Annotated in this window: 20 protein-coding genes; 10 read left to right on the top strand and 10 right to left on the bottom strand. The window is 67.7% G+C overall.

What is annotated here, in order from left to right; translation table 11 throughout:
- The first annotated feature begins 205 nt into the window (after positions 1–205).
- Entirely contained in the window at positions 206–772 is a 567-nt protein-coding gene (locus LMF57_RS02335) for a DUF3016 domain-containing protein (protein WP_208081656.1), read from the top strand.
- Here the strand turns inward: LMF57_RS02335 and LMF57_RS02330 are convergent.
- The 3 genes from LMF57_RS02330 to LMF57_RS02320 are packed head-to-tail and all read right to left on the bottom strand — an operon-like array spanning position 703 to position 3683.
- Positions 703–1287, bottom strand: coding sequence for a hypothetical protein (locus LMF57_RS02330; RefSeq protein ID WP_229290678.1), 585 nt, complete (start codon positions 1285–1287; stop codon positions 703–705). The two genes, LMF57_RS02335 and LMF57_RS02330, sit on opposite strands and share 70 nt — an antisense overlap.
- A gap of 42 nt (positions 1288–1329) precedes the next feature.
- On the bottom strand, positions 1330–2400 hold the full coding sequence (alr, locus tag LMF57_RS02325; protein ID WP_117309428.1) for an alanine racemase: 1071 nt from the start codon (positions 2398–2400) through the stop codon (positions 1330–1332).
- On the bottom strand, positions 2379–3683 hold the full coding sequence (locus LMF57_RS02320; protein WP_229290677.1) for a D-amino acid dehydrogenase: 1305 nt from the start codon (positions 3681–3683) through the stop codon (positions 2379–2381). The genes alr and LMF57_RS02320 overlap by 22 nt, the downstream gene beginning before the upstream one ends.
- Before the next feature lie 149 nt (positions 3684–3832).
- Between LMF57_RS02320 and LMF57_RS02315 the strand changes: the two genes are divergently transcribed.
- Complete coding sequence (locus LMF57_RS02315) at positions 3833–4312, top strand: AsnC family transcriptional regulator (protein ID WP_025878409.1); 480 nt, start codon at positions 3833–3835, stop codon at positions 4310–4312.
- A gap of 57 nt (positions 4313–4369) precedes the next feature.
- Here the strand turns inward: LMF57_RS02315 and LMF57_RS02310 are convergent, their stop codons facing one another.
- Both LMF57_RS02310 and LMF57_RS02305 read right to left on the bottom strand, forming a co-directional pair.
- Positions 4370–4528, bottom strand: a complete 159-nt coding sequence (locus LMF57_RS02310) for a lana protein (RefSeq protein ID WP_229290676.1) — start codon at positions 4526–4528, stop codon at positions 4370–4372.
- Between the two features lie 418 nt (positions 4529–4946).
- Complete coding sequence (locus LMF57_RS02305; protein ID WP_032977053.1) at positions 4947–5321, bottom strand: hypothetical protein; 375 nt, start codon at positions 5319–5321, stop codon at positions 4947–4949.
- Between the two features lie 138 nt (positions 5322–5459).
- On the opposite strand from LMF57_RS02305, the gene msrB reads away from it, so the two are divergent.
- The 5 genes from msrB to LMF57_RS02280 all read left to right on the top strand — a co-directional run bounded on the left by msrB (position 5460) and on the right by LMF57_RS02280 (position 8932).
- Entirely contained in the window at positions 5460–5927 is a 468-nt protein-coding gene (msrB, locus tag LMF57_RS02300; protein WP_025878406.1) for a peptide-methionine (R)-S-oxide reductase MsrB, read from the top strand.
- A gap of 101 nt (positions 5928–6028) precedes the next feature.
- On the top strand, positions 6029–6883 hold the full coding sequence (gene motA / locus LMF57_RS02295; protein ID WP_012509934.1) for a flagellar motor stator protein MotA: 855 nt from the start codon (positions 6029–6031) through the stop codon (positions 6881–6883).
- A 3-nt stretch (positions 6884–6886) separates the two neighbouring features.
- Complete coding sequence (gene motB / locus LMF57_RS02290) at positions 6887–7861, top strand: flagellar motor protein MotB (protein WP_229290675.1); 975 nt, start codon at positions 6887–6889, stop codon at positions 7859–7861.
- 272 nt (positions 7862–8133) lie between these two features.
- Complete coding sequence (locus LMF57_RS02285) at positions 8134–8643, top strand: hypothetical protein (protein ID WP_132826065.1); 510 nt, start codon at positions 8134–8136, stop codon at positions 8641–8643.
- A 13-nt stretch (positions 8644–8656) separates the two neighbouring features.
- Positions 8657–8932 carry a DUF4031 domain-containing protein gene (locus LMF57_RS02280; protein WP_059065859.1) on the top strand — a complete coding sequence of 92 codons (276 nt, stop codon included), beginning with the start codon at positions 8657–8659 and terminating at the stop codon, positions 8930–8932.
- Positions 8933–9010: 78 nt separating this feature from the next.
- On the opposite strand, the gene LMF57_RS02275 is transcribed toward LMF57_RS02280, so the two are convergent.
- Positions 9011–9553, bottom strand: coding sequence for a hypothetical protein (locus tag LMF57_RS02275; RefSeq protein WP_093821360.1), 543 nt, complete (start codon positions 9551–9553; stop codon positions 9011–9013).
- A 90-nt stretch (positions 9554–9643) separates the two neighbouring features.
- Between LMF57_RS02275 and LMF57_RS02270 the strand changes: the two genes are divergently transcribed.
- Positions 9644–9892, top strand: a complete 249-nt coding sequence (locus tag LMF57_RS02270) for a DUF3297 family protein (protein ID WP_025878401.1) — start codon at positions 9644–9646, stop codon at positions 9890–9892.
- Between the two features lie 78 nt (positions 9893–9970).
- On the opposite strand, the gene LMF57_RS02265 is transcribed toward LMF57_RS02270, so the two are convergent.
- The 3 genes from LMF57_RS02265 to LMF57_RS02260 all read right to left on the bottom strand — a co-directional run bounded on the left by LMF57_RS02265 (position 9971) and on the right by LMF57_RS02260 (position 12662).
- The gene (locus LMF57_RS02265; protein ID WP_025878400.1) at positions 9971–11614 is read right to left on the bottom strand and encodes a Na+/H+ antiporter; all 1644 of its coding nucleotides are present in this window, start codon (positions 11612–11614) and stop codon (positions 9971–9973) included.
- Between the two features lie 110 nt (positions 11615–11724).
- Positions 11725–11856: a hypothetical protein gene (locus tag LMF57_RS20155; RefSeq protein WP_267491784.1), complete on the bottom strand. Its 132-nt coding sequence runs from the start codon at positions 11854–11856 to the stop codon at positions 11725–11727.
- Positions 11853–12662, bottom strand: coding sequence for a class III extradiol ring-cleavage dioxygenase (locus LMF57_RS02260; RefSeq protein ID WP_025878399.1), 810 nt, complete (start codon positions 12660–12662; stop codon positions 11853–11855). The genes LMF57_RS20155 and LMF57_RS02260 overlap by 4 nt, the downstream gene beginning before the upstream one ends.
- Before the next feature lie 142 nt (positions 12663–12804).
- Here LMF57_RS02260 and LMF57_RS02255 point away from each other — a divergent pair, with 142 nt between their 5' ends.
- The gene (locus tag LMF57_RS02255; RefSeq protein WP_229290673.1) at positions 12805–13686 is read left to right on the top strand and encodes a LysR family transcriptional regulator; all 882 of its coding nucleotides are present in this window, start codon (positions 12805–12807) and stop codon (positions 13684–13686) included.
- Between the two features lie 139 nt (positions 13687–13825).
- Here the strand turns inward: LMF57_RS02255 and LMF57_RS02250 are convergent, their stop codons facing one another.
- Entirely contained in the window at positions 13826–16888 is a 3063-nt protein-coding gene (locus LMF57_RS02250) for an EAL domain-containing protein (protein ID WP_229290672.1), read from the bottom strand.
- Positions 16889–17062: 174 nt separating this feature from the next.
- On the opposite strand from LMF57_RS02250, the gene LMF57_RS02245 reads away from it, so the two are divergent.
- Positions 17063–19174: a M13 family metallopeptidase gene (locus tag LMF57_RS02245; RefSeq protein WP_229290671.1), complete on the top strand. Its 2112-nt coding sequence runs from the start codon at positions 17063–17065 to the stop codon at positions 19172–19174.
- The last annotated feature ends 62 nt before the right edge of the window (positions 19175–19236 follow it).

The raw sequence follows: 19236 nt of genomic DNA, 5'->3' as shown, positions 1-19236 counted from the left end.
GGGCAGGAAAAGACCGTATGGAGGTACAGCATCTTCCAGAGTGCGTATTCACAGCGTCAAGCGCCGTCAGTCACGGTTGACGACCATGAATTGGCGGCAACTGTTGACGCATTTGACGCTACTGACCATTGCTGCGGCCCTCCAGCGGGATCACACTCGATCCGAGATCATCATCCTCCCCGCTTCGGGGACGCAGGAGACTGCCATGAAAGGTTCGCTTTCAACCGCCCTGCTGCTGGCCGGCATGCTTGCCGTGGGCAGCGTGGCCGCCGCGCCGCGGACGGTAACCGCGCCCGATGCGCCGCGCGCACTGCAGGCTGATGGCCCGGTCAGCGTGCAATGGAATGATCCGGCGCAATTCACCGAGATCCGGCAGAGCACCAACCGCTTCGAGGCCGAACGCGGGGACTGGGTGCAGCAGCTGGCACGCTACGTACAGACCAGCGCCGCCAAGCCGCTGCAGCCCGGGCAGACGCTGGAGGTGACCCTGGTGGACGTCAAGCGCGCAGGCGACTATGAGCCCTGGCACGGCCCGCGTGGCCGCGACATCCGGATCATGCGCGATATCTACCCGCCGCGGATCACCCTGCAGTACACGCTGAAGGACGTCAGCGGGCGCATCATCGATGAAGGCGACGCCCGCCTGAGCGACAGCGGCTACCTGCACAACATCGGCCTGAAGAGCGATACCGATCCGCTGCGCTATGAGAAGCGCCTGATCGATGATTGGGTGAAGCGCCAGCTGACCTCGCGGGTTACCGCTGCCCGGTAGGTGTCGACCTTGGTCGACACGCAGCCACAGCGCCGACCAGGGTTTGATCCGATCCGGTAGGTGTCGACCTTGGTCGACACGCATTCACGGCGCCGACCAAGGTCGGCAGCTACCAGAGCCGCGCGCAGCGCTGATCCGATCCGGTAGGTGTCGACCTTGGTCGACACACATTCACGGCGCCGACCAAGGTCGGCAGCTACCAGAACCGTGCGCAGCGCTGATCCGATCCGGTAGGTGTCGACCTTGGTCGACACGCATTCACAGCGCCGACCAGGGTCGGCAGCTACCAGAGCCGTGCGCAGCGCTGATCCGATCCGGTAGGTGTCGACCTTGGTCGACACGCATTCACGGCGCCGACCAGGGTCGGCAGCTACCAGAGCCGTGCGCAGCGCTGATCCGATCCGGTAGGTGTCGACCTTGGTCGACACACAGGCACAGCGCCGACCAGGGTCGGCAGCTACCAGAACCGTGCGCAGCGCTGATCCGATCCGGTAGGTGTCGACCTTGGTCGACACACAGGCACAGCGCCGACCAGGGTCGGCAGCTACCAGAGCCGGTCAGTCCTGGTAGACGCGTGCCACGCGCTTGACGCCGCACGGCAGCTGGTAGGCACTGACACCGCAGCGCGGCGCCAGCTCGGACAGCGTCGGCGCCGTACCCCACAGTTCCACCACGCTGCCGACACCGGCCTGCGCATGCGCGGTCAGGTCCACGGTCAGCATGTCCATCGACACGCGGCCGATCAGCCCACCGGGTTGGCCATCGATCAGCACCGGGGTGCCATTGGGGGCGAACTGCGGATAACCATCGGCATAGCCCAGCGCGACCACGCCCACGCGTGTGCGCGCCTTGGCCACGAAGCGCGCACCGTAGCCGACCGGCTCGCCGGCTTCGATCCAGCGCTCGGCGAACACCTTGGACTGCATCGTCATCACCGGGCGCAGGCGCGCGGTGAGTTCACTGTTGTCCGGCAGCGGATTGGCGCCGTACAGCATCAGGCCCGGGCGTACCCAGTCACTGCGCACGTCCGGCCAGCCCAGCAGCGCCGGCGAATTGCAGATGCTGGTCTCGCCTTCAAGACCATCGATGGCCTCGACGAAGGTCGCGGCCTGCTCACGGGTACGCTCGCTGTCCAGTTCATCGGCGCGTGCCAAGTGGGTCATCATCACGATGCGCGCCACCTGCGGCAGTGCAGACAAACGCGCGTGCGCGGCGCGGAAACCAGGAACGTCCAGGCCCAGCCGGTGCATGCCGCTGTCCAGCTTCAGCCACACCGTCAGCGGCCGCGGGCTGTCGAACGCGACCAGCGCGTCCAGCTGCCACGGCGAACCGACCGAGAACCACAGGTCATGCTCGGCCACCAGCGCCATTTCGCTGGGCTCGAAGATGCCTTCCAGCAGCAGGATCGGCGCACGGATGCCGGCCTGGCGCAGTTCCAGCGCTTCTTCGATGGTGGCCACGCCAAAGCCGTCGGCCTCGCCTTCCAGTGCCTGCGCACAGCGCACCGCACCGTGGCCATAGGCATCGGCCTTGAGGATCGCCAACGCCTTGCCACCGCCCAGTTCACGGGCCAGGCGATAGTTGCTGCGCAGTGCGCCCAGGTCGATCAGCGCGCGGGCAGGACGCATGTGCGGTTCTCATGTTGCGGGGCGTGGCGGTACTGGCCGTAGCGGAAGATATCCAGGCCCTCGGTGCTGATCTGCGGCTGGCGCGCGCTCATCAGGTCGGCCAGGTAACGGCCCGAGCCGCAGGCCATGGTCCAACCCAGCGTGCCGTGGCCGGTGTTGAGGAACAGGTTGCGGAACGGCGTGGCGCCGATCACCGGCGTGCCGTCCGGCGTGGCCGGGCGCAGGCCGGTCCAGAACTCGGCCTTGGCCAGGTCACCGCCCTTCGGGTACAGGTCGCGCACCACCAGCTCCAGCGTCTCGCGGCGGCGCGGCGACAGCGACAGGTCGAAACCGGCCACCTCGGCCATGCCGCCGACGCGGATGCGGTTGTCGAAGCGGGTCACCGCCACCTTGTAGCTCTCATCGAGGATGGTCGAGGTGGGTGCCATCGCCGGATCGGTGATCGGCAGGGTCAGCGAGTAGCCCTTCAGCGGATACACCGGCAGGCGCATGCCCAGCGGCGCGACCAGTCCCGGCGAGTAGCTGCCCAGTGCGACCACGAAGCGGTCCGCGGTTTCCAGCGTGCCGCCGATGCGCACGCCGGTGATGCGGTCGCCGTCGAATTCAACGCCGGTGATGTCCTGGTCGTAACGGAACTCGACCCCCGCTTCGGCCGCCATCTGCGCCAGGCGGCGGGTGAACAGCTGGCAATCGCCGGTCTGGTCGCGCGGCAGGCGCAGCGCACCCACCAGACCATCGACGTGGGCCAGCGCAGGCTCGGCCTTGATGATGCCGGCGCGATCGAGCACTTCGTACGGCACACCGTACTGGGCCAGGATCTCGATGTCCTGCGCCGATGCATCCAGCTGCTGCTGGGTGCGGAACAGCTGGGTGGTGCCCAGGTCGCGCCCTTCGAAATCGATGCCGCTCTGCGCACGCAGCTCGTTCAGGCAGTCGCGGCTGTACTCGGACATGCGCACCATGCGCGCCTTGTTGATCGCGTAGCGCTCGTGGGTGCAGTTGCGCAGCATCTGCCACAGCCAGCGGTACTGGGCCAGGTCCATGCCCGGCTTGATCGCCAGCGGTGCGTGCTTTTCGAACAACCAGCCGATGGCCTTCTTCGGCACGCCCGGGGCAGCCCACGGCGAGGTGTAGCCGAAGGACAGCTGGCCGGCATTGGCGAAGCTGGTTTCCAGCGCGGGACCGGGCTGGCGGTCGACGACGGTGACTTCAAACCCGGCCTGTCGCAGGTACCAGGCACTGGTGGTGCCGATCACGCCGCTGCCGAGGACTAGGACTCGCATGGGAATTCTCCAACCCGATCATTCCCTGCATTTGCGTACGCAGGGGCCATAATCGGGGAAGTATATTCTTCCGTATCCAGATGATTTGCCTGATTTCAGCAATGCAGTCAGGATATTTCCCTGTGATTCATTCCCCGAGCTTGATGCCCATGGCCACCCGTCCCCGCGAGCTGGACAAGATCGACCGCAAGATCCTGCGCATCCTGCAGGCCGAAGGCCGCATTTCCTTCACCGAGCTGGGCGAACGGGTCGGCCTGTCGACCACCCCGTGCACCGAGCGGGTGCGCCGGCTGGAGCGCGAAGCGGTGATCACCGGCTACCACGCGCACCTGGACCCCAGCGCGCTGAAAGCGAGCCTGTTGGTATTCGTGGAGATCAGCCTGGCCTACAAATCCGGCGACATCTTCGAGGAGTTCCGGCGTTCGGCGCTGAAGCTGCCCAACGTGCTGGAATGCCATCTGGTGTCGGGCGATTTCGATTACCTGCTGAAGGCACGGATCAGCGAGATGGCGTCCTATCGCAAGCTGCTGGGCAGCACCCTGCTGACCCTGCCGCATGTGCGTGAGTCGAAGAGCTACATCGTGATGGAAGAGGTCAAGGAGACCTGGGCGCTGCCGATTCCGGATTGAACCGACCGGCGGCAGCGGGACCAGACCCCGCAACGCGGGCTCTGGTCCCTGGCTGCATCAGCGCTGCTGAGGGTTCTTCATGGAACCCTGTTGCGGATGCTTCTTCTGCTGCTCGTTCGGCTGCTGTTGCTGTTGCTGTTGCTGCTGGCGCTGCGGTTCCTGCGGTGTTTTGCCCTGCTGTTCCTTGCCGGGATGACGGTTCTGCTGGTTGGCCATGATCGTATTCCAAGGGGACGAGGGAAGCGCGGCGACAGGGATGCCGGCGCAGGTCCACCGTGGTCCTGGCGCGGTTAATCGCAGGCGAAAAACGGGTGATGCGGGGTGTGCAGGGCGGGGGCTGTTTTCCGGCGTTCATGTGGGTGGCCGGTTTCCTGCCAACGGCTGAGCCCCTCGTGGCTGGGGCCGGGTGCGGTGCTGCGAGTGGGCCGGGCGGGTGGGGTCAGGCGGGGACGCCGTGAACCCGTCCCTGGGGGCTTGGCCGCGGCATCCATGCCGCGGACACCCCGCCTGACCCCACCCGCCCGGCCTCTGACAGGTTCATGCGGGCGCCAGCCACGGAAAAAGAAAAAGAAAAAGAGCGACAGCGGGTCGCTGCGCTCTCTTTGGGTTGCGCGATCGGTTGCGGGCGCTGGGGTCAGCGCTTGATCTGCTGGCCGTCGCCGGTCGGTACGCTGTCGTAGTAGCGGCCGGTGCGCGAGTCGAACACGCGGTTGGGGCCGACCGGTTTGACGCCGGGAACGATGCGGCCGTTGCGGTCGTAGACCTTGTCCGGCAGCGCCGGCGCGGGCGTGGGGGTCACCTGGGCCGGGCCGGTCGAGCGGATCGGCTGTGCCGGCTGTGGCGAGGGCAGCACCTGCGGCTGCGGGCGCGACGCCTGTGGTGGCGGGGCGACAGGCGGCGGTGCCACCGTCGCGCTGCTGCGGGTGGCGGTCGGACTGCCGGTGGGAACCTGCGCCTGGGCAAGCAGAGGCAACAGGGCCGACAGCAACAGGACAAGGCGGGGTTTCATCGCGCGCTCCAGGGTGGGCCCCCCTTACCCTGCGCCTGCCCCTGTGTGCCGGCCATGAACGGCCATCACACTTGCAAGGGTGTGCCGACACCCCCACGTCTGCTGGCATCCCAGGCCACAACCCCACGGAGAGCCGGCATGAGCGCTTTCGATCTGACGCCCCCCACCGCCACCCAGACCGACGCCCTGGTCGCCGGGCTCAGCGCCGAGGAGCGCCGCGTGCTGCTGCAGCACGGCACCGAGGCACCGTTCTGCGGGGTGTTCCTCGACAACAAGCGCGAGGGCGTCTACTGCTGCCGGCTGTGCGCCCTGCCCTTGTTCCGCTCCAGCACCAAGTTCGATTCGGGCACCGGCTGGCCCAGTTTCTTCGCCCCGTTCGACCCGTCGCACGTGCGCGAGATCCGCGACACCAGCCATGGCATGGTCCGCACCGAGATCACCTGCGCCCGCTGTGGCAGCCATCTGGGCCACGTGTTCCCGGACGGTCCGCCGCCCACCTACGAGCGCCACTGCCTGAACTCGGTCTCACTTTCGTTCACCGGCAACGGCGAGCCCTGGCCCGATCCGCTGCAGCGTGGCGGCGCGGAGGCCGGTGTGGCGGGCTGACACGCGCCGCAATGCCCCGCTGACCGACTTCACAGAATTCCCTCTTCAGAAACACCGGTGTCAGGCCGACAAGGAGATATCCCCCCTCCTTGCGTCGCGCCATGCTCATCATCGTTGGATTCCTGGTCGTCATCATCAGCGTGCTGGGCGGCTACCTCGGCGCACACGGCCGCCTTGGGGCGCTGTGGCAGCCCTACGAACTGGTCATCATCGGCGGTGCCGCGCTGGGTGCGTTCCTGGTCGGCACCCCGGCCAAGACGGTCAAGCAGACGCTGCAGGCCATGGTCGGCGTGTTCAAGGGCCCGCGCTACAAGCAGCAGGACTACATCGATGTCCTCAGCCTGGTCTACGAACTGCTCAACAAGGCCCGCCGTGAAGGCTTCATGGCGCTGGAAGACCACGTCGAGCGCCCGGCCGAAAGCGCGCTGTTCGGCAACTATCCGAAGGTGCAGGCCGACCACCACCTGATCGACTTCATCACCGACTGCCTGCGCCTGATGATCGGCAGCAACATCGAGCCGCATGAGCTGGAGCCGCTGCTGGAGCTGGAGCTGGAAAAGCACCACGCCGAAGCGATGGCGCCGTCGCAGGTGCTGACCAAGGTCGCCGACGGCCTACCCGGTTTCGGCATCGTGGCGGCAGTGCTGGGCATCGTCATCACCATGGGCTCGATCGGCGGCGACATCGTCGAAGTGGGTGGCCACGTGGCCGGCGCGCTGGTCGGCACCTTCCTCGGCATCCTGCTGGGCTATGGCTTCGTCGGCCCGATGGCCTCGGCGATGGAAGCCCGTGCCGAGCAGGACAGCCGCATCTACGAGTCGGTGAAGACCGCCCTGCTGGCCTGCCTGCGCGGCTACAACCCGAAGATCGCGCTGGAGTTCGCCCGCAAGACGCTGCCGTCGAACGTGCGCCCGGCGTTCTCCGACTTCGAGCAGCACCTGAAGACGGTCAAGTAAGCCATGGCCGAGACCAAGCCCACCGTCATCGTCCGCCGGGTCAAGAAGGCCGGCCACGCTGCCCACCATGGCGGTTCGTGGAAGGTGGCCTATGCCGACTTCGTGACCGCGATGATGGCCTTCTTCCTGGTGCTGTGGCTGATGGCCAGCACCAGCAAGCCCGAGCGCGCAGCCATTTCCGAGTACTTCCGCAACCCCAGCCCGCTGGTCGGCTCCAGCGCGACGCCGGCGCCGGGCATGGCCGGGCCGGGCGGTGCCAGCACCTCGATGATCAAGCTCGGCGGCGCCACCGATGTTTCGCGCGGCAACAGCAACGATCCCTTCCAGAACCAGCAGAAGTCGATACCGCAGCCGGTGGACGAGCAGCAGCGCGACAAGCAGCAGCTGGAAGCGCTGATGAAGGAACTGCAGGAAGCGATCAGCCGCAGCCAGGCGCTGGAACCGTTCAAGGACCAGCTGCTGCTGGACCTGACCCCGGAAGGCCTGCGCATCCAGATCGTGGACAAGCAGAACCGGCCGATGTTCGACCTCGGCAGCGCCACCCTGAAGCCGTACACGCAGCAGATCCTGCATGAGCTGGCCGAGTACCTGAACCACGTGCCGAACCGGATCAGCCTGACCGGCCACACCGACATCACTGCCTATTCGGCCGCGCGCGGTTACGGCAACTGGGAACTGAGCGCCGACCGTGCCAATGCCGCGCGCCGCGCGCTGATCGATGGCGGCCTGGAAGACAGCAAGATCACCCGCGTGGTCGGCCTGTCTTCGTCGGTGCTGTTTGACAAGGCAGATCCGCAGAACCCGATCAACCGCCGCATCAGCATCGTGGTGATGACCAAGGCCGCCGAGGAAGCTGCGCTGGCCGGCGCCGGGCCGCAGGTGGGCCTGTCGGCAACCACCGTGGACCCGGACGTGCAGGCCGCGCAGGGTGAGGCCGGGGTTGGAGCCCGTTCCGCAGGAAAGGGCGCTGCCCCCTGACCCGTCTTCGCCGGGCATGGCCCGGCGCTACCGCATCCGGACACACCAAGGTAGCGCCGGGCCATGCCCGGCGAGCACGCATCCGGACACACCAGGGTAGCGCCGGGCCATGCCCGGCGAGCGCGCATCCGGACACACCGAGGTAGCGCCGGGCCATGCCCGGCGAGCGCGCATCCGGACGCACCAGGGTAGCGCCGGGCCATGCCCGGCGAGCGCGCCGCGCGGCACCCAGTACAATGGCGGTCTTTCCGACTCCAGGTGATCACACCCCCATGTCCAAGTTGTCCAAGGCCAAGCGCGACAAGCGCAAGAAGCAGCAGACCAAGCGTCCGTTCCTCCGTCTGAACGCCCAGCAGCAGGTGCAGAACCATGCCGTGCTGGTCAACGAAGACGGCCAGGCCGTGGCCGCCATCGGCCTGCAGGGCCGCGAGTGGCTGCTGGCCATCGGCGGCCAGACCATGGGCAACGCCGACAACCCGGTGCCGATGCTGGCCATGCTCAAGCACCTGTCCAACGTGCAGGAAGCCGAAGGCCGCAAGGTCACCCTGGAATATTCCGAGCTGATGCAGAAGCTGCTCGACACCCTGGCCGAAGAAGCGGGCCAGACCGCCGAGGAATACCTGGACAAGCTGGTGGCCGAGTTCGCCAGCGAGCAGGCTGAAGACGCAGCCGCTGAAGGCGACGCGTCGGATGAAGCGGCTGCAGACACTGCCGGCGCCGAAGGCGCTGCCGACGCCGAGGCCACTCCGGCCGCCGACGCCGACGGCAAGCCGCAGGCCTGATCCGGCGGCGGCGGTGTCGGTCTACGTCGATGACGCGGTGCATCCCTGGCGCGGTCAGCGCTGGGCGCACCTGATGGCCGATACCCTGGCCGAGCTGCACGCAATGGCGGCGCAGCTCGGCATTCCTCCACGGGCCTTCCAGAACAAGGCCAGCGGGGCACACTACGATGTCACCGCCGAACTGCGTGCGCAGGCACTCGCGCTGGGCGCGGTCGCCATCTCCCGGCACGTGGACCGGGCACAGGTGAAGGCGGTGATCGCCAACGCCAGGGCGCAATACCGGCCCTAGGCTGGCGCCGGGCCGCGCCCGGCGAGCGCGCAGCGCGGCGGGGAGCCGCCGGGCATGGCCCGGCGCTACCGGTGAATCTCAGAACGGGTCACTGCCCAGGCGCACTTCCACGTTCAGCAGCGAGCACAGCGCCAGCAGGGCGTCGTCATCGCGGGTCAGCGCCATCCAGCCACTGAAACCGTCGTTGCCGGCATCCACGCTCCACAGCGTGTAGTTGTGCTCGCGCAGGCGGTCGAAGGCGGTGCTCATCAGCTGCACCCCATCCAGGTCCGCGGCGAAATCCTCGTCGTCCAGGTCGCCGCCCCAGTCCAGCTGCAGGTTGAAGCGCGCCGACAGCTCGTTCACCGCCGACTGCAGCGAATCGAAATCATCACGCTCGACCTCGAAGCCCGACTGCCAGGCGATGGCCGTGAACAGCGCCGGCAGCCAGTCGCTGTCGGCTTCCAGCGGCTGGCCGTCCTCGGCCAGATGCTCGCGCCAGCGGTTGAACTGCTGCAGGGCCAGCTCTTCGTCACCGGGGTTGATCAGCACGAGCAGGTTCCAGACCCGCGCCTCGAAGTCGTCCTCGTCGAAATCGTGGGCGTCTTCCTCGAAGTCGAAATAGTCGCTGTTGTCAGGCATGGCGGAACGTCCTCGGGAGCAGGGGGGCATTCTACGGTTTATCCTGTACCGCTGAAGCCGGCCGTGGTGGCCGTCACTGTGAATGAAGCGATGAGCGATACCCCTCCCGACCACCTGGCGATCAACCCGGCCAGCCCCTTCCACGATGCGCAGGCCCTGGAGCGCGGCGTCGGCGTGCGCTTCAACGATGTCGAGCGCGACAACGTCGAGGAATACTCGGTCAGCGAAGGCTGGATCCGCGTGCAGGCCGGCAAGGCCCGTGACCGTCGCGGCAACCCGATGACCATCAAGGTCAAGGGCAAGGTCGAGGCGTATTTCCTGGAACAGAAGCCGGAGTAAGGGCTGAAAGGTGTGCGGACCAAGGTCCGCACCCACCGGCAGCCGCCGCCGGGCTGATCCGGCACTGCCGCTGTACGGTCACTCGCGCTTGCGCGATTCCAGCAGGTCGAGGTTGCGGATCAGCCGCCGTGCGATCTCGTCCGACACCACGCCGCGGCGGGTCAGCCGGAACAGTTCCTCGCGTTCGGCATTGAGGCCGGCGCTGCGCAGCTGGCGATAGCCCATCTCCATCCGGTTCACCTTCTCCGGGTCCACGTCGGGGTTGTCGCGGTCCAGATGCCGCTGATACAGCAGGCTCACCCGCGATGCGGCGTCGTTGTACAGCTGCACGTTCTCGGTGTTCTGGTTCAGCACCAGCTGCTGGCGCATGCGCTCCACGCCCGCCAACGCGGCCTTCGAGGACAGCTTGCGGGCGAGATCCTCTTCCTTGCGCTCACCCGAATCGGCCGGCAGCTGCAGGCCCTTCAACAGCTGCGGCAGCGCCACGCTGGCGCCGACCAGCGAGCACAGGATCACCGCAGCAGCCAGGAAGATCACCAGGTCGCGTGCCGGGAACGGGCTGCCATCGGGCAGGAACAATGGCAGCGTCAACACGCCGGCCAGGGTGATCGCACCACGCACACCCGCCACCGAGGTGGCCACCACGATGCGCCAGTTCGGTGCCTCGCCACGCTCCAGGCCGCGGCGACGCGCACGCAGCAGGTTCCAGCGCAGCGACAGCCACACCCACAGCAGGCGCAGCGCGATCAGCGTCGCGTTGATCACCAGCACGTACACCAGCAGCCACCATGCGCTCTGGTGGCCGCTCTCGTTCATGGTGGTGGTGGCGCGTTCGACGATGCCCGGCAGCTGCTCGCCCAGCAGCACGAACATGATGCCGTTGAAGCTGAACTGCAGCATGTTCCAGACGCCGGCGCGCTGCACGCGCATGCTGCCGGAGACACGGCCGGTCATTTCCACGTAGCTCATCGAAATACCCGCTGCGACCGCAGCGAGGATGCCCGAAGCATTGATCTCTTCGGCCAGCAGGTACGCCGCGAACGGGATCAGCAGGTTGACCAGCATCGCCGCGCCCGGCTCTTCGCCGAAACGGCGCCACAGCCAGCGCTGGAACGTGGACACGCCCAGGGTGACCGCCACGCCGACGGCCAGGCCGGCCACCGCCACCCACACGAAGGTCAGCGAGGCGGTCGCCAACGAGAAGGTACCGGTCATCACCGCCGCCACCGCGAAGCGGAAGCAGACCAGGCCGGAGGCATCGTTGAGCAGCGACTCGCCTTCCAGGATGTGCATCAGGCGCTTGGGAATCGGTGCCTTGGCAGCGATCGCGCCGACCGCCACAGGATCGGTCGGTGACACGATCGCGGCCAGCGCGAAACACACCGCCAGTGGCATCACCGGAATCATCCAGTGGATCAGCAGGCCCGCGCCGATCACGGTGAACACCACCAGCCCGAACGCCAGTTCGAGGATCGCGCCCTTGTCGCGGAACAGGCCCTGCTTGGGAATGCGCCAGCCATCGAGGAACAGCAGTGGCGGCAGGAACAGCAGGAAGAACACTTCCGGTTCCAGTGCATGGCCACGGTTGAATACCCCGGCGATCACCGCGCCGAGGCCGATCTGCACCAGCGGCAGCGGCAACGAGAATGGCAGGACGCGAACCAGGTAACCGCTGGCGACAACGGCCACCAGCATCGCCAGGACGACTTCGATGGTGTGCATGCTTCTTCCACAGGAGCGGCGCGTGGGGCCGGAAAAACCGGAGTGCGCCGGGGGACGGGAAAAAACTTAACACAGCAGGCCGCCACTGCGGCCAGCCATCTGAATGCGCGTCAGGACCGCGACAGCAAGCGCCGCCCGATCCAGGCCGGCGTGCTGGCCACGTCGTCATGCAGCACTGCCCACCGGCCCTGCACGCGTCCTTGTGCAGGGCGTTCCAGCCCTGGCAGCAGCGACGGGGTCATGCCGCGTCCTGAGCGCGGTCGGCACCATCGAAGCGGTAGAGGTCCATCGCCAGGAAGCCGGCATCGACACCCGCATCGATGCGCTTGGCACCGAAGCCACCCTCCCCCGCCGCACCCATCGCAAAGTACAGCGGCAGCAGATGCTCATCGGTGGGATGCGCACGCTCGGCAAACGGTGCCTGTCGGCGGTAGTCGAACAGGGCATCGCGGTCATTTGCGGCCAGCCGCTGCTCCACCCAGTCGATGAAGGGGCGCACGTAGGGCGCTTGCTTGCCGTCCTGGTAGTGGCCCCAGTCGTGCAGGTTGTGGGTGATGCTGCCCGAGCCGATCAGCAGCACGCCCTGTTCGCGCAGCGGCGCCAGCGCACGGCCCAGCGCGAACTGATGCTGCGGGCCCAGCATCGGCTGGATCGATACCGGCACCACCGGGATGTCGGCCTGCGGGTGCAGCAGGCGCAGCGGCACCCACGCGCCGTGGTCGAGGCCACGTTGCGGATCGAGTGCCACCGGCAGGCCGGCGGCGGCGATGCGGCCCGCCACCTCTTCAGCCAACGCCGGATCACCGGGCGCCGGGTACTGCAGCGCGAACAGTTCGCGTGGGAAGCCGCCGAAATCGTGGAGGGTGGGCGGCTGCGGATGGTTGCCGACCAGCGGCTGCCGGGCCAGCCAATGCGCCGAGGCGATGACGATTGCACGCGGGGTCGGCAGGTCGCGGGCCAGCTCGGCCAGCCGCACGCCGACCTGGCCCGGATGCAGGGCGGTCATCGGCGAGCCATGGGAGATGTACAGCGAAGGCAGGCGGGACATGATCTTCTCCAAAGACAGGAATCCACAGGGGGCCAGCGCAGCGGGGCCGACGCAGCTCGCAAGGGACGGGCCACAGGTTATTGCGTCCCCACCAGCCGATAAATACGATGAATCGACCGTATTTATTTCAGAAGGCGCAACAATGGACACCCTGGATGCCATGCGCGTGTTCGTCGCGGTGGTCGAACGCAACGGCTTCAGCGCCGCCGCGCAGGCGCTGGACATGTCCACGGCCGGTGTCACCCGCCAGGTCGCCGCACTGGAAAAGCGCCTGTCCACCCGCCTGCTCCACCGCACCACCCGCCGGGTCAGCCCGACCAGCGCCGGTGCCGCCTACTACGCGCAGTGCGTGCGCCTGCTGGCCGAGTTCGATGCGCTTGAGGCCAGCATCGGCGCACAGGCGCTGGAGCCGTCCGGCACGCTGCGCATCAACGCACCGGTCAGCTGGGGCATCGCCCGCCTCGGTCCGTTGCTGGCCGGCTACCGCGAGCGCTTCCCACAGGTCGAACTGGACCTGGCGCTGTCCGACCGCCTGGTGGACATGGTCGAAGAAGGCTACGACGTGGCCATCCGCATCACCCGCGAACCGGGCCCGAGCCTGATCGCGCGGCGCCTGGGCCAATCGCGGATCAGCCTGTGTGCCGCACCGGCCTACCTGGCCGCACACGGAACACCGCAGGCCCCCGAGGATCTGCAGACCCATGCCTGCCTCGGCTACAGCTACTGGGCCACCGGCGACCACTGGCCCCTGCAGGGACCGGGTGGCGAAGTGAAGGTTGCAGTGACCACCCTGCTGCGTGCCAACAATGGCGACGTCCTGCGCGAAGCCGCGATTGCCGGCATGGGCGTGATCCTGCAGCCGGACTTCCTGTTGCACGAGGCGCTGGCCGATGGCCGCCTGGTGCGCATCCTGCCCGGATGGGAAGCTGAGCCGATCGGCATCTTCGCCGTCTACACCAGCCGCAGCCATCTCGCCCCCAAGGTGCGCAGCTTCATCGACTACCTGGTGGAAACCGGGGTGTAAGCGTGCGTCCGCCGGGCATGGCCCGGCGCTACCAGCGGCGCGCCCATGACACGGTAATGCCGGGCCATGCCCGGCGAAGCGCGAAGCACGCCCATGACACGGTAGCGCCGGGCCATGCCCGGCGAGCGCGAAGCGCGGCCTAGGCGACAACCTCATCCAGCTGCGCGATGATCTTTTCCAGCGGTGCCGGCCGCCCCAGCAGGTAGCCCTGCACCTGGTCGCAGCCATGTGCGGCCAGCCAGTCCAGCTGTCCCGGCGTTTCCACGCCCTCGGCGATGATCGTCAGCCCCATGCTGTGGCCCAGCGACAGCAGTGCCCGGCAGATCGACGCGTTGCGCGGATTGGTCTCCACGTCGGCGACGAAACTGCGATCGATCTTCAGGACGTCCAGCGGCAGGTGCTGCAGGTAGGACATGCTCGAGTAGCCGGTACCGAAATCGTCCAGCGACACGCGGATGCCCTGCTCGTGCAAGCGCTGCATGGTCTGCATCGCCTGTGCCGGCTTGCGCATCAGGCTGCTCTCGGTCAGCTCCACGTGCAGTGCACCACGGGCCAGGCCGAAATCCTGCTGCGCGCGGGCAAACTCGGCCACCAGATCGCTGTTGAAGAACTGCACCGCCGACACATTGACTGCGATCGACAGCTCGCCCCAGCCGGCTTCGACCAGACGCCGCTGCGCCTGTGCCGCCGCGCGGATCACCCAGCGCCCCAACGCCAGGATCAGGCCGGTGTCCTCGCACAACTGGATGAACTCGCTGGGCGGGATGAAGCTGCCGTCGGCCTGCGGCCAGCGCAGCAGGGCTTCCAGTGACGCCGGGCTGCCATCGCTGGCGTGCCGGATCGGTTGGAAGTACAGCTGGAATTCGTTGTCGATGGCCGCGTGGATGCGCCCGGCCAGGCGCAGGCGGTCGGCCAGGCGGATGGTCACCGCCGCATCGAACCAGGCCACCACGTTGCCTTCGGCGCGGGCCGCGTGCGCCGCCTGCGCCGCCATGCCGATCGCCTGTTCGGCACTGTGGCCTGCATCGGCGTCATGTACGGCCACACCAATGCGGGGTTCGAACTGGTGCAGCGAATCCTGGCCGCGCATCGGTGCCGAGACGATCTGCAGCAGATCGTCCAGCACGCGCTGGGTGTTGTGTTCCGGCGCGATCGCCAGCACGAAATCCTCCGCCGGCTGGAACGCCAGCAGGCCGAAGCGCGCGCCCAGCCCACCCAGTCGCGAGGCCATCGACTGCAGGACCGCATCACCGATCTCGCGGCCCAGCGTATCGGCCACCAGCTGCAGCCCGCGCAGCTGCACATAGGCGATGGTGTAGGCGCCGGCCTGCTCGTCCAGCTGTTCGCTCAGGGCGCGCACGTTGAGCAGGCCCGTGGCCGGGTTGTGGCGTGCGTGATAGGCCAGGTCGCGTTCGTAGGCCAGCCGTTCGCTGACATCCTCGGCCAGTACCAGGCACGCGGGCTGGCCATCGAAATCCAGCTGCGACAGGTGCACGCGCACTTCGAACACCGTGCCATCCTTGCGCTGGTGCAGGCGCACCGCAGCGTCCTGCAGTTCACCACTGCGCACCTGCGCGATCGCGCCCTTGACCTCGTCCCAGCCCTCGCGCGGGCGGATGTCGAGGATGCTCATCGCCAGGAATTCATCGCGGCTGTAGCCGTACTGCTGCACCGCCGCCTCGTTGACCTCGATGAAGCGCAGGGTGTCCGGATCGAACACCCAGAACGGCGCGGGGTTGCGATCGAACAGCAGGCGGAAGCGGCGTTCCACCTGGCGCATCTGTTCGTGCGCCTGGTAGCGCTCGCTGAGGTCGGTCAGTGCGCCGATCATGCGCCGCTGCCGGTCGGCCACCGCCACCCGCTGGCCGCGCGCGGCAACCCAGCGCACGGCACCACCGGGCAGCACCAAGCGGAATTCTTCGTCGAGTACTGCGCTGCCGGCGAAGGCCTGGTCGAAGGCCCGCTGCATGCGTGCGCTGTCATCGTGGTGCACGCGGGCGAAGAATTCGGCCACCGGCAGCGCGTCGGTCTGCACGCCGAAGATCTCGCGCGCCAGCGGTGACCAGCGCAGCAGCGCAGCGTCTTCGTCGACATACCAGGTGCATACCCGGCCCACCTGATGGGCCAGGCGCAGCTCGGCGTGGCCGGTGCGCAGTTCTTCGGCCATCGACTGTTGCCGGTGCGTGCTGCGGCGCACGGCATACAGCAGCACCAGCAGCAGCGCCACGTAGGCCAGCATGATGGCGATCGCCGCCTGCAGATACGGCCACCACGGCGCCAGCACGTCGTCGTCGGCCAGGCCGACCTGCACCGCCAACGGGCTGTGCTCGAGGGTGCTGATGGTGGAGATGCGCGGTATCTGGTCCACCGCGCCGGGGATGCTGCCCAGCTCGACCACTGCCTGCCGGCCCAGCAGCGTGCGTGCCGGCAGCGGGTAACGGCGGCCGACGGTGCCATGCGGGTCTGGCACACGGGCCAGCATGTAGCCGTCGGCGTCGCTGATCGAGGCCAGGCCACTGGGCCCCACATCCAGCCCGCCCACGATCCGCTGCAGTTCACCGCAGCGCAGCCGCGCCAGCAGCCAGCGATCGCCGGCCATCGGCAGCGCCAGCGGCACCACCCAGCCACCGTCGCTGGCACGCTGCGGCGGCCCGATGTACAGCGCGCTTCCCTGCCCCCGTCGCTGCGGATCGGTCCACAGTGGCAGCTGCAGGTCGCCCTTGTCGGCGGTCAGGGCGCGGCCATAGGTATCGAGCACGACGATGCTGTGCAGTTCGGCGTGCCGGCGCAGCACGCCGGCCATGGCGGCGTCCACCAGCGCAGGCGCCTGCGCAGGCACCGTGCGGAACAGCTCGGCCGCATCGGCGGCGATGCCGGCCATCGCCCGTTCCAGGTTGCGCAGCTCCAGTGCCAGCAGGCGTTCGCTGCCTACCGCCAACGCCCGGCTCTGCCGCTGCGCGGCTTCCAGCCGGCGCTGATAATCGTTGGCCAGCATCGCGGCCAGGCCTGCCGCCAGCAGCACGCCCAGCACCACGCCGCCCCAGGTAATGGCACGCAACGGCCGGGCCAGCGCGTGTCTCAGCGCCGGCATCGGTCGGTCTTCCCTGTGCAGTCGGCTGGCTTCATGCGCGAACGATTCCTCCACATCCCCGACCTCAACGGCCGGCGGACGCCATTCTTGACGCCTCGACCCGTCCTGCATGCGCCCTCCCCCAGGTGCTGCAGACATCCAGCCCGCAGCATGCACCACGCCAGTGACCGCGTGAAGATCGCTGCGGCGTGTTCAGCCAGATCACGCACAATGCTGGCCTTGCCGAGCACGTCCAGCCGGCCCGCAGCGGATTAGACTTGGAGTTTTCCGCCGCAAGAGAAGTCCATGTCCAAGCTGCGCCGCCCCACCCTGGCACTGGCCATCGTTGCCAGCCTGTCCCTGGCCGCCTGCGACCGCCCGGCCGATCCGGCCGCCGGCACCGCCGCACCGGCCGAGGCGCCCCCTGCTGCCGCCAAGCCGATGCTGGGCAGCTTCGGTTTCGATGCCAGTGGCATGGACCGCAGCATCGCCGCCGGTGACGACTTCTTTGGTTTCGCCAACGGCAGCTGGGTGAAGAACACCGAAATTCCGGCCGACCGCTCGCGCTTCGGCAGCTTCAACGTGATTGCCGAGAAGACCCAGGCCGACACCCGCGCGATCCTGGAAGGCGCTGCCGGCAACGCCCAGGCCAGCGGCGAAGACAAGCTGATCGGCGACTACTACGCCGCCTACATGGACGAGGCCGGCATCGAGCAGCGCGGTCTGGCACCGGTGCAGCCGCAGCTGAAGAACATCGATGCGATCGCCGACAAGGCCGGCCTGGCCCGCGCCCTCGGCGGCGACGTGCGCGCCGACGTCGACCTGCTCAATGCCACCAACTTCTACACCGACCGCCTGTTCGGCCTGTGGGTGTCGGTGGACCTGCTGCAGCCGGACCGTACCGCGCCGTACCTGGTGCAGGGCGGCCTGGGCATGCCCGACCGCGATTTCTACCTGGGCGGTGGCCGCATGGCCGAGCTGCGCAAGCAGTACCAGGCCTACATCGCGCAGGTACTGCAGCTGGCCGGCGTGGCCGACCCGGCCGGCAAGGCGCAGCGCATCCTGGCGCTGGAAACGAAGATCGCCCAGGCGCATGCCACGCAGGAAGAAACCAATGACGTGACCAAGGGCGCCAACCCCTGGACCCAGGCCGACTTCAACGCCAAGGCCCCAGGCATGGACTGGGCCGCGTTCCTGGACGCTGCCAGGCTTGGCCAGCAGCAGGACTTCATCGTGTGGCAGCCCAAGGCTGTGGCCGGCCTGTCCAAGCTGGTGGCCACCGAGCCGCTGGATGCCTGGAAGGACTACATGACCTTCCACGCGCTGGACCGCGCCGCTGCCTACCTGCCGAAGAAGTTCGCCGACGCGCGCTTCGCCTTCCACGGCACCGCGCTGAGCGGTACGCCGCAGCAGAGCGACCGCTGGAAGCGTGCCGTGGATGACGCCAACCATGCCGTCGGCGAGGCCATCGGCAAGCGTTACGTCGAAAAGCACTTCGATGCCAGGACCAAGGAACGTGCCGACGAGATGGCCAAGAACATCATCGCCGCCTTCGCCAAGCGCATCGATGCACTGGCCTGGATGTCACCGCAGACCAAGGCCAGCGCCAAGGCCAAGGTGGCCGGCCTGACCGTGGGCATGGGCTATCCGGACAAGTGGCGCGACTACAGTGGCCTGGACATCCGTCGTGATGATCCGCTGGGCAATGCGCAGCGCGCCGAGCTGTTCGAGTACCAGCGCAACATCGCCAAGCTGGGCAAGCCGGTCGACCACAGCGAGTGGGCGATGCTGCCGCAGACCATCAACGCGATGAACGTGCCGCTGGAAAACCGCCTGGTGTTCCCGGCGGCGATCCTGCAGCCGCCGTTCTTCGACGGTGCCGCCGACGACGCAGTGAACTACGGTGCGATCGGCGCGGTGATCGGCCACGAAATCAGCCATGGCTTCGACAACGCCGGTGCGTTGTTCGACGACACCGGCAAGCTGCACAACTGGTGGACGGCCGAAGACCTCAAGCAGTTCAACGCGGCCGGCGATGCACTGGCCGCGCAGTTCAGCAGCTACGAGCCGTTCCCGGGTGTACATGTGAACGGCAAGCTGACGCTGGGCGAGAACATCGCCGATGTCGCCGGCCTGGGTACCGCCTACGACGCCTACCAGCTGTCGCTACAGGGCAAGCCGGGCCAGACCCTGGAAGGTTTCACCCCGGACCAGCGCTTCTTCCTCGGCTTCGCCCAGGCCTGGCGCAGCAAGAGCCGCGAGCAGGCGCTGCGCAATTCGCTGTTGACCGACGTGCATGCACCGGGCCAGTTCCGCGCGTTGACGGTGCGCAACATCGACGCCTGGTACCCGGCGTTTGAAGTGAAGGAAGGCCAGAAGCTGTACCTGGCCCCGGACAAGCGGGTCAAGGTGTGGTGATGTAACGCAGACGGGCGCCGAAAGGCGCCCGTTTTATTTCCATGGGTAGACGCCAACCTTGG

This window comes from Stenotrophomonas sp. SI-NJAU-1 (assembly GCF_020883215.1).
Taxonomy (GTDB): Bacteria; Pseudomonadota; Gammaproteobacteria; order Xanthomonadales; family Xanthomonadaceae; genus Stenotrophomonas; species Stenotrophomonas indicatrix.
Note: the sequence above shows the minus strand (reverse complement) of the source record. Positions and strands in the feature narration are given on the sequence as shown.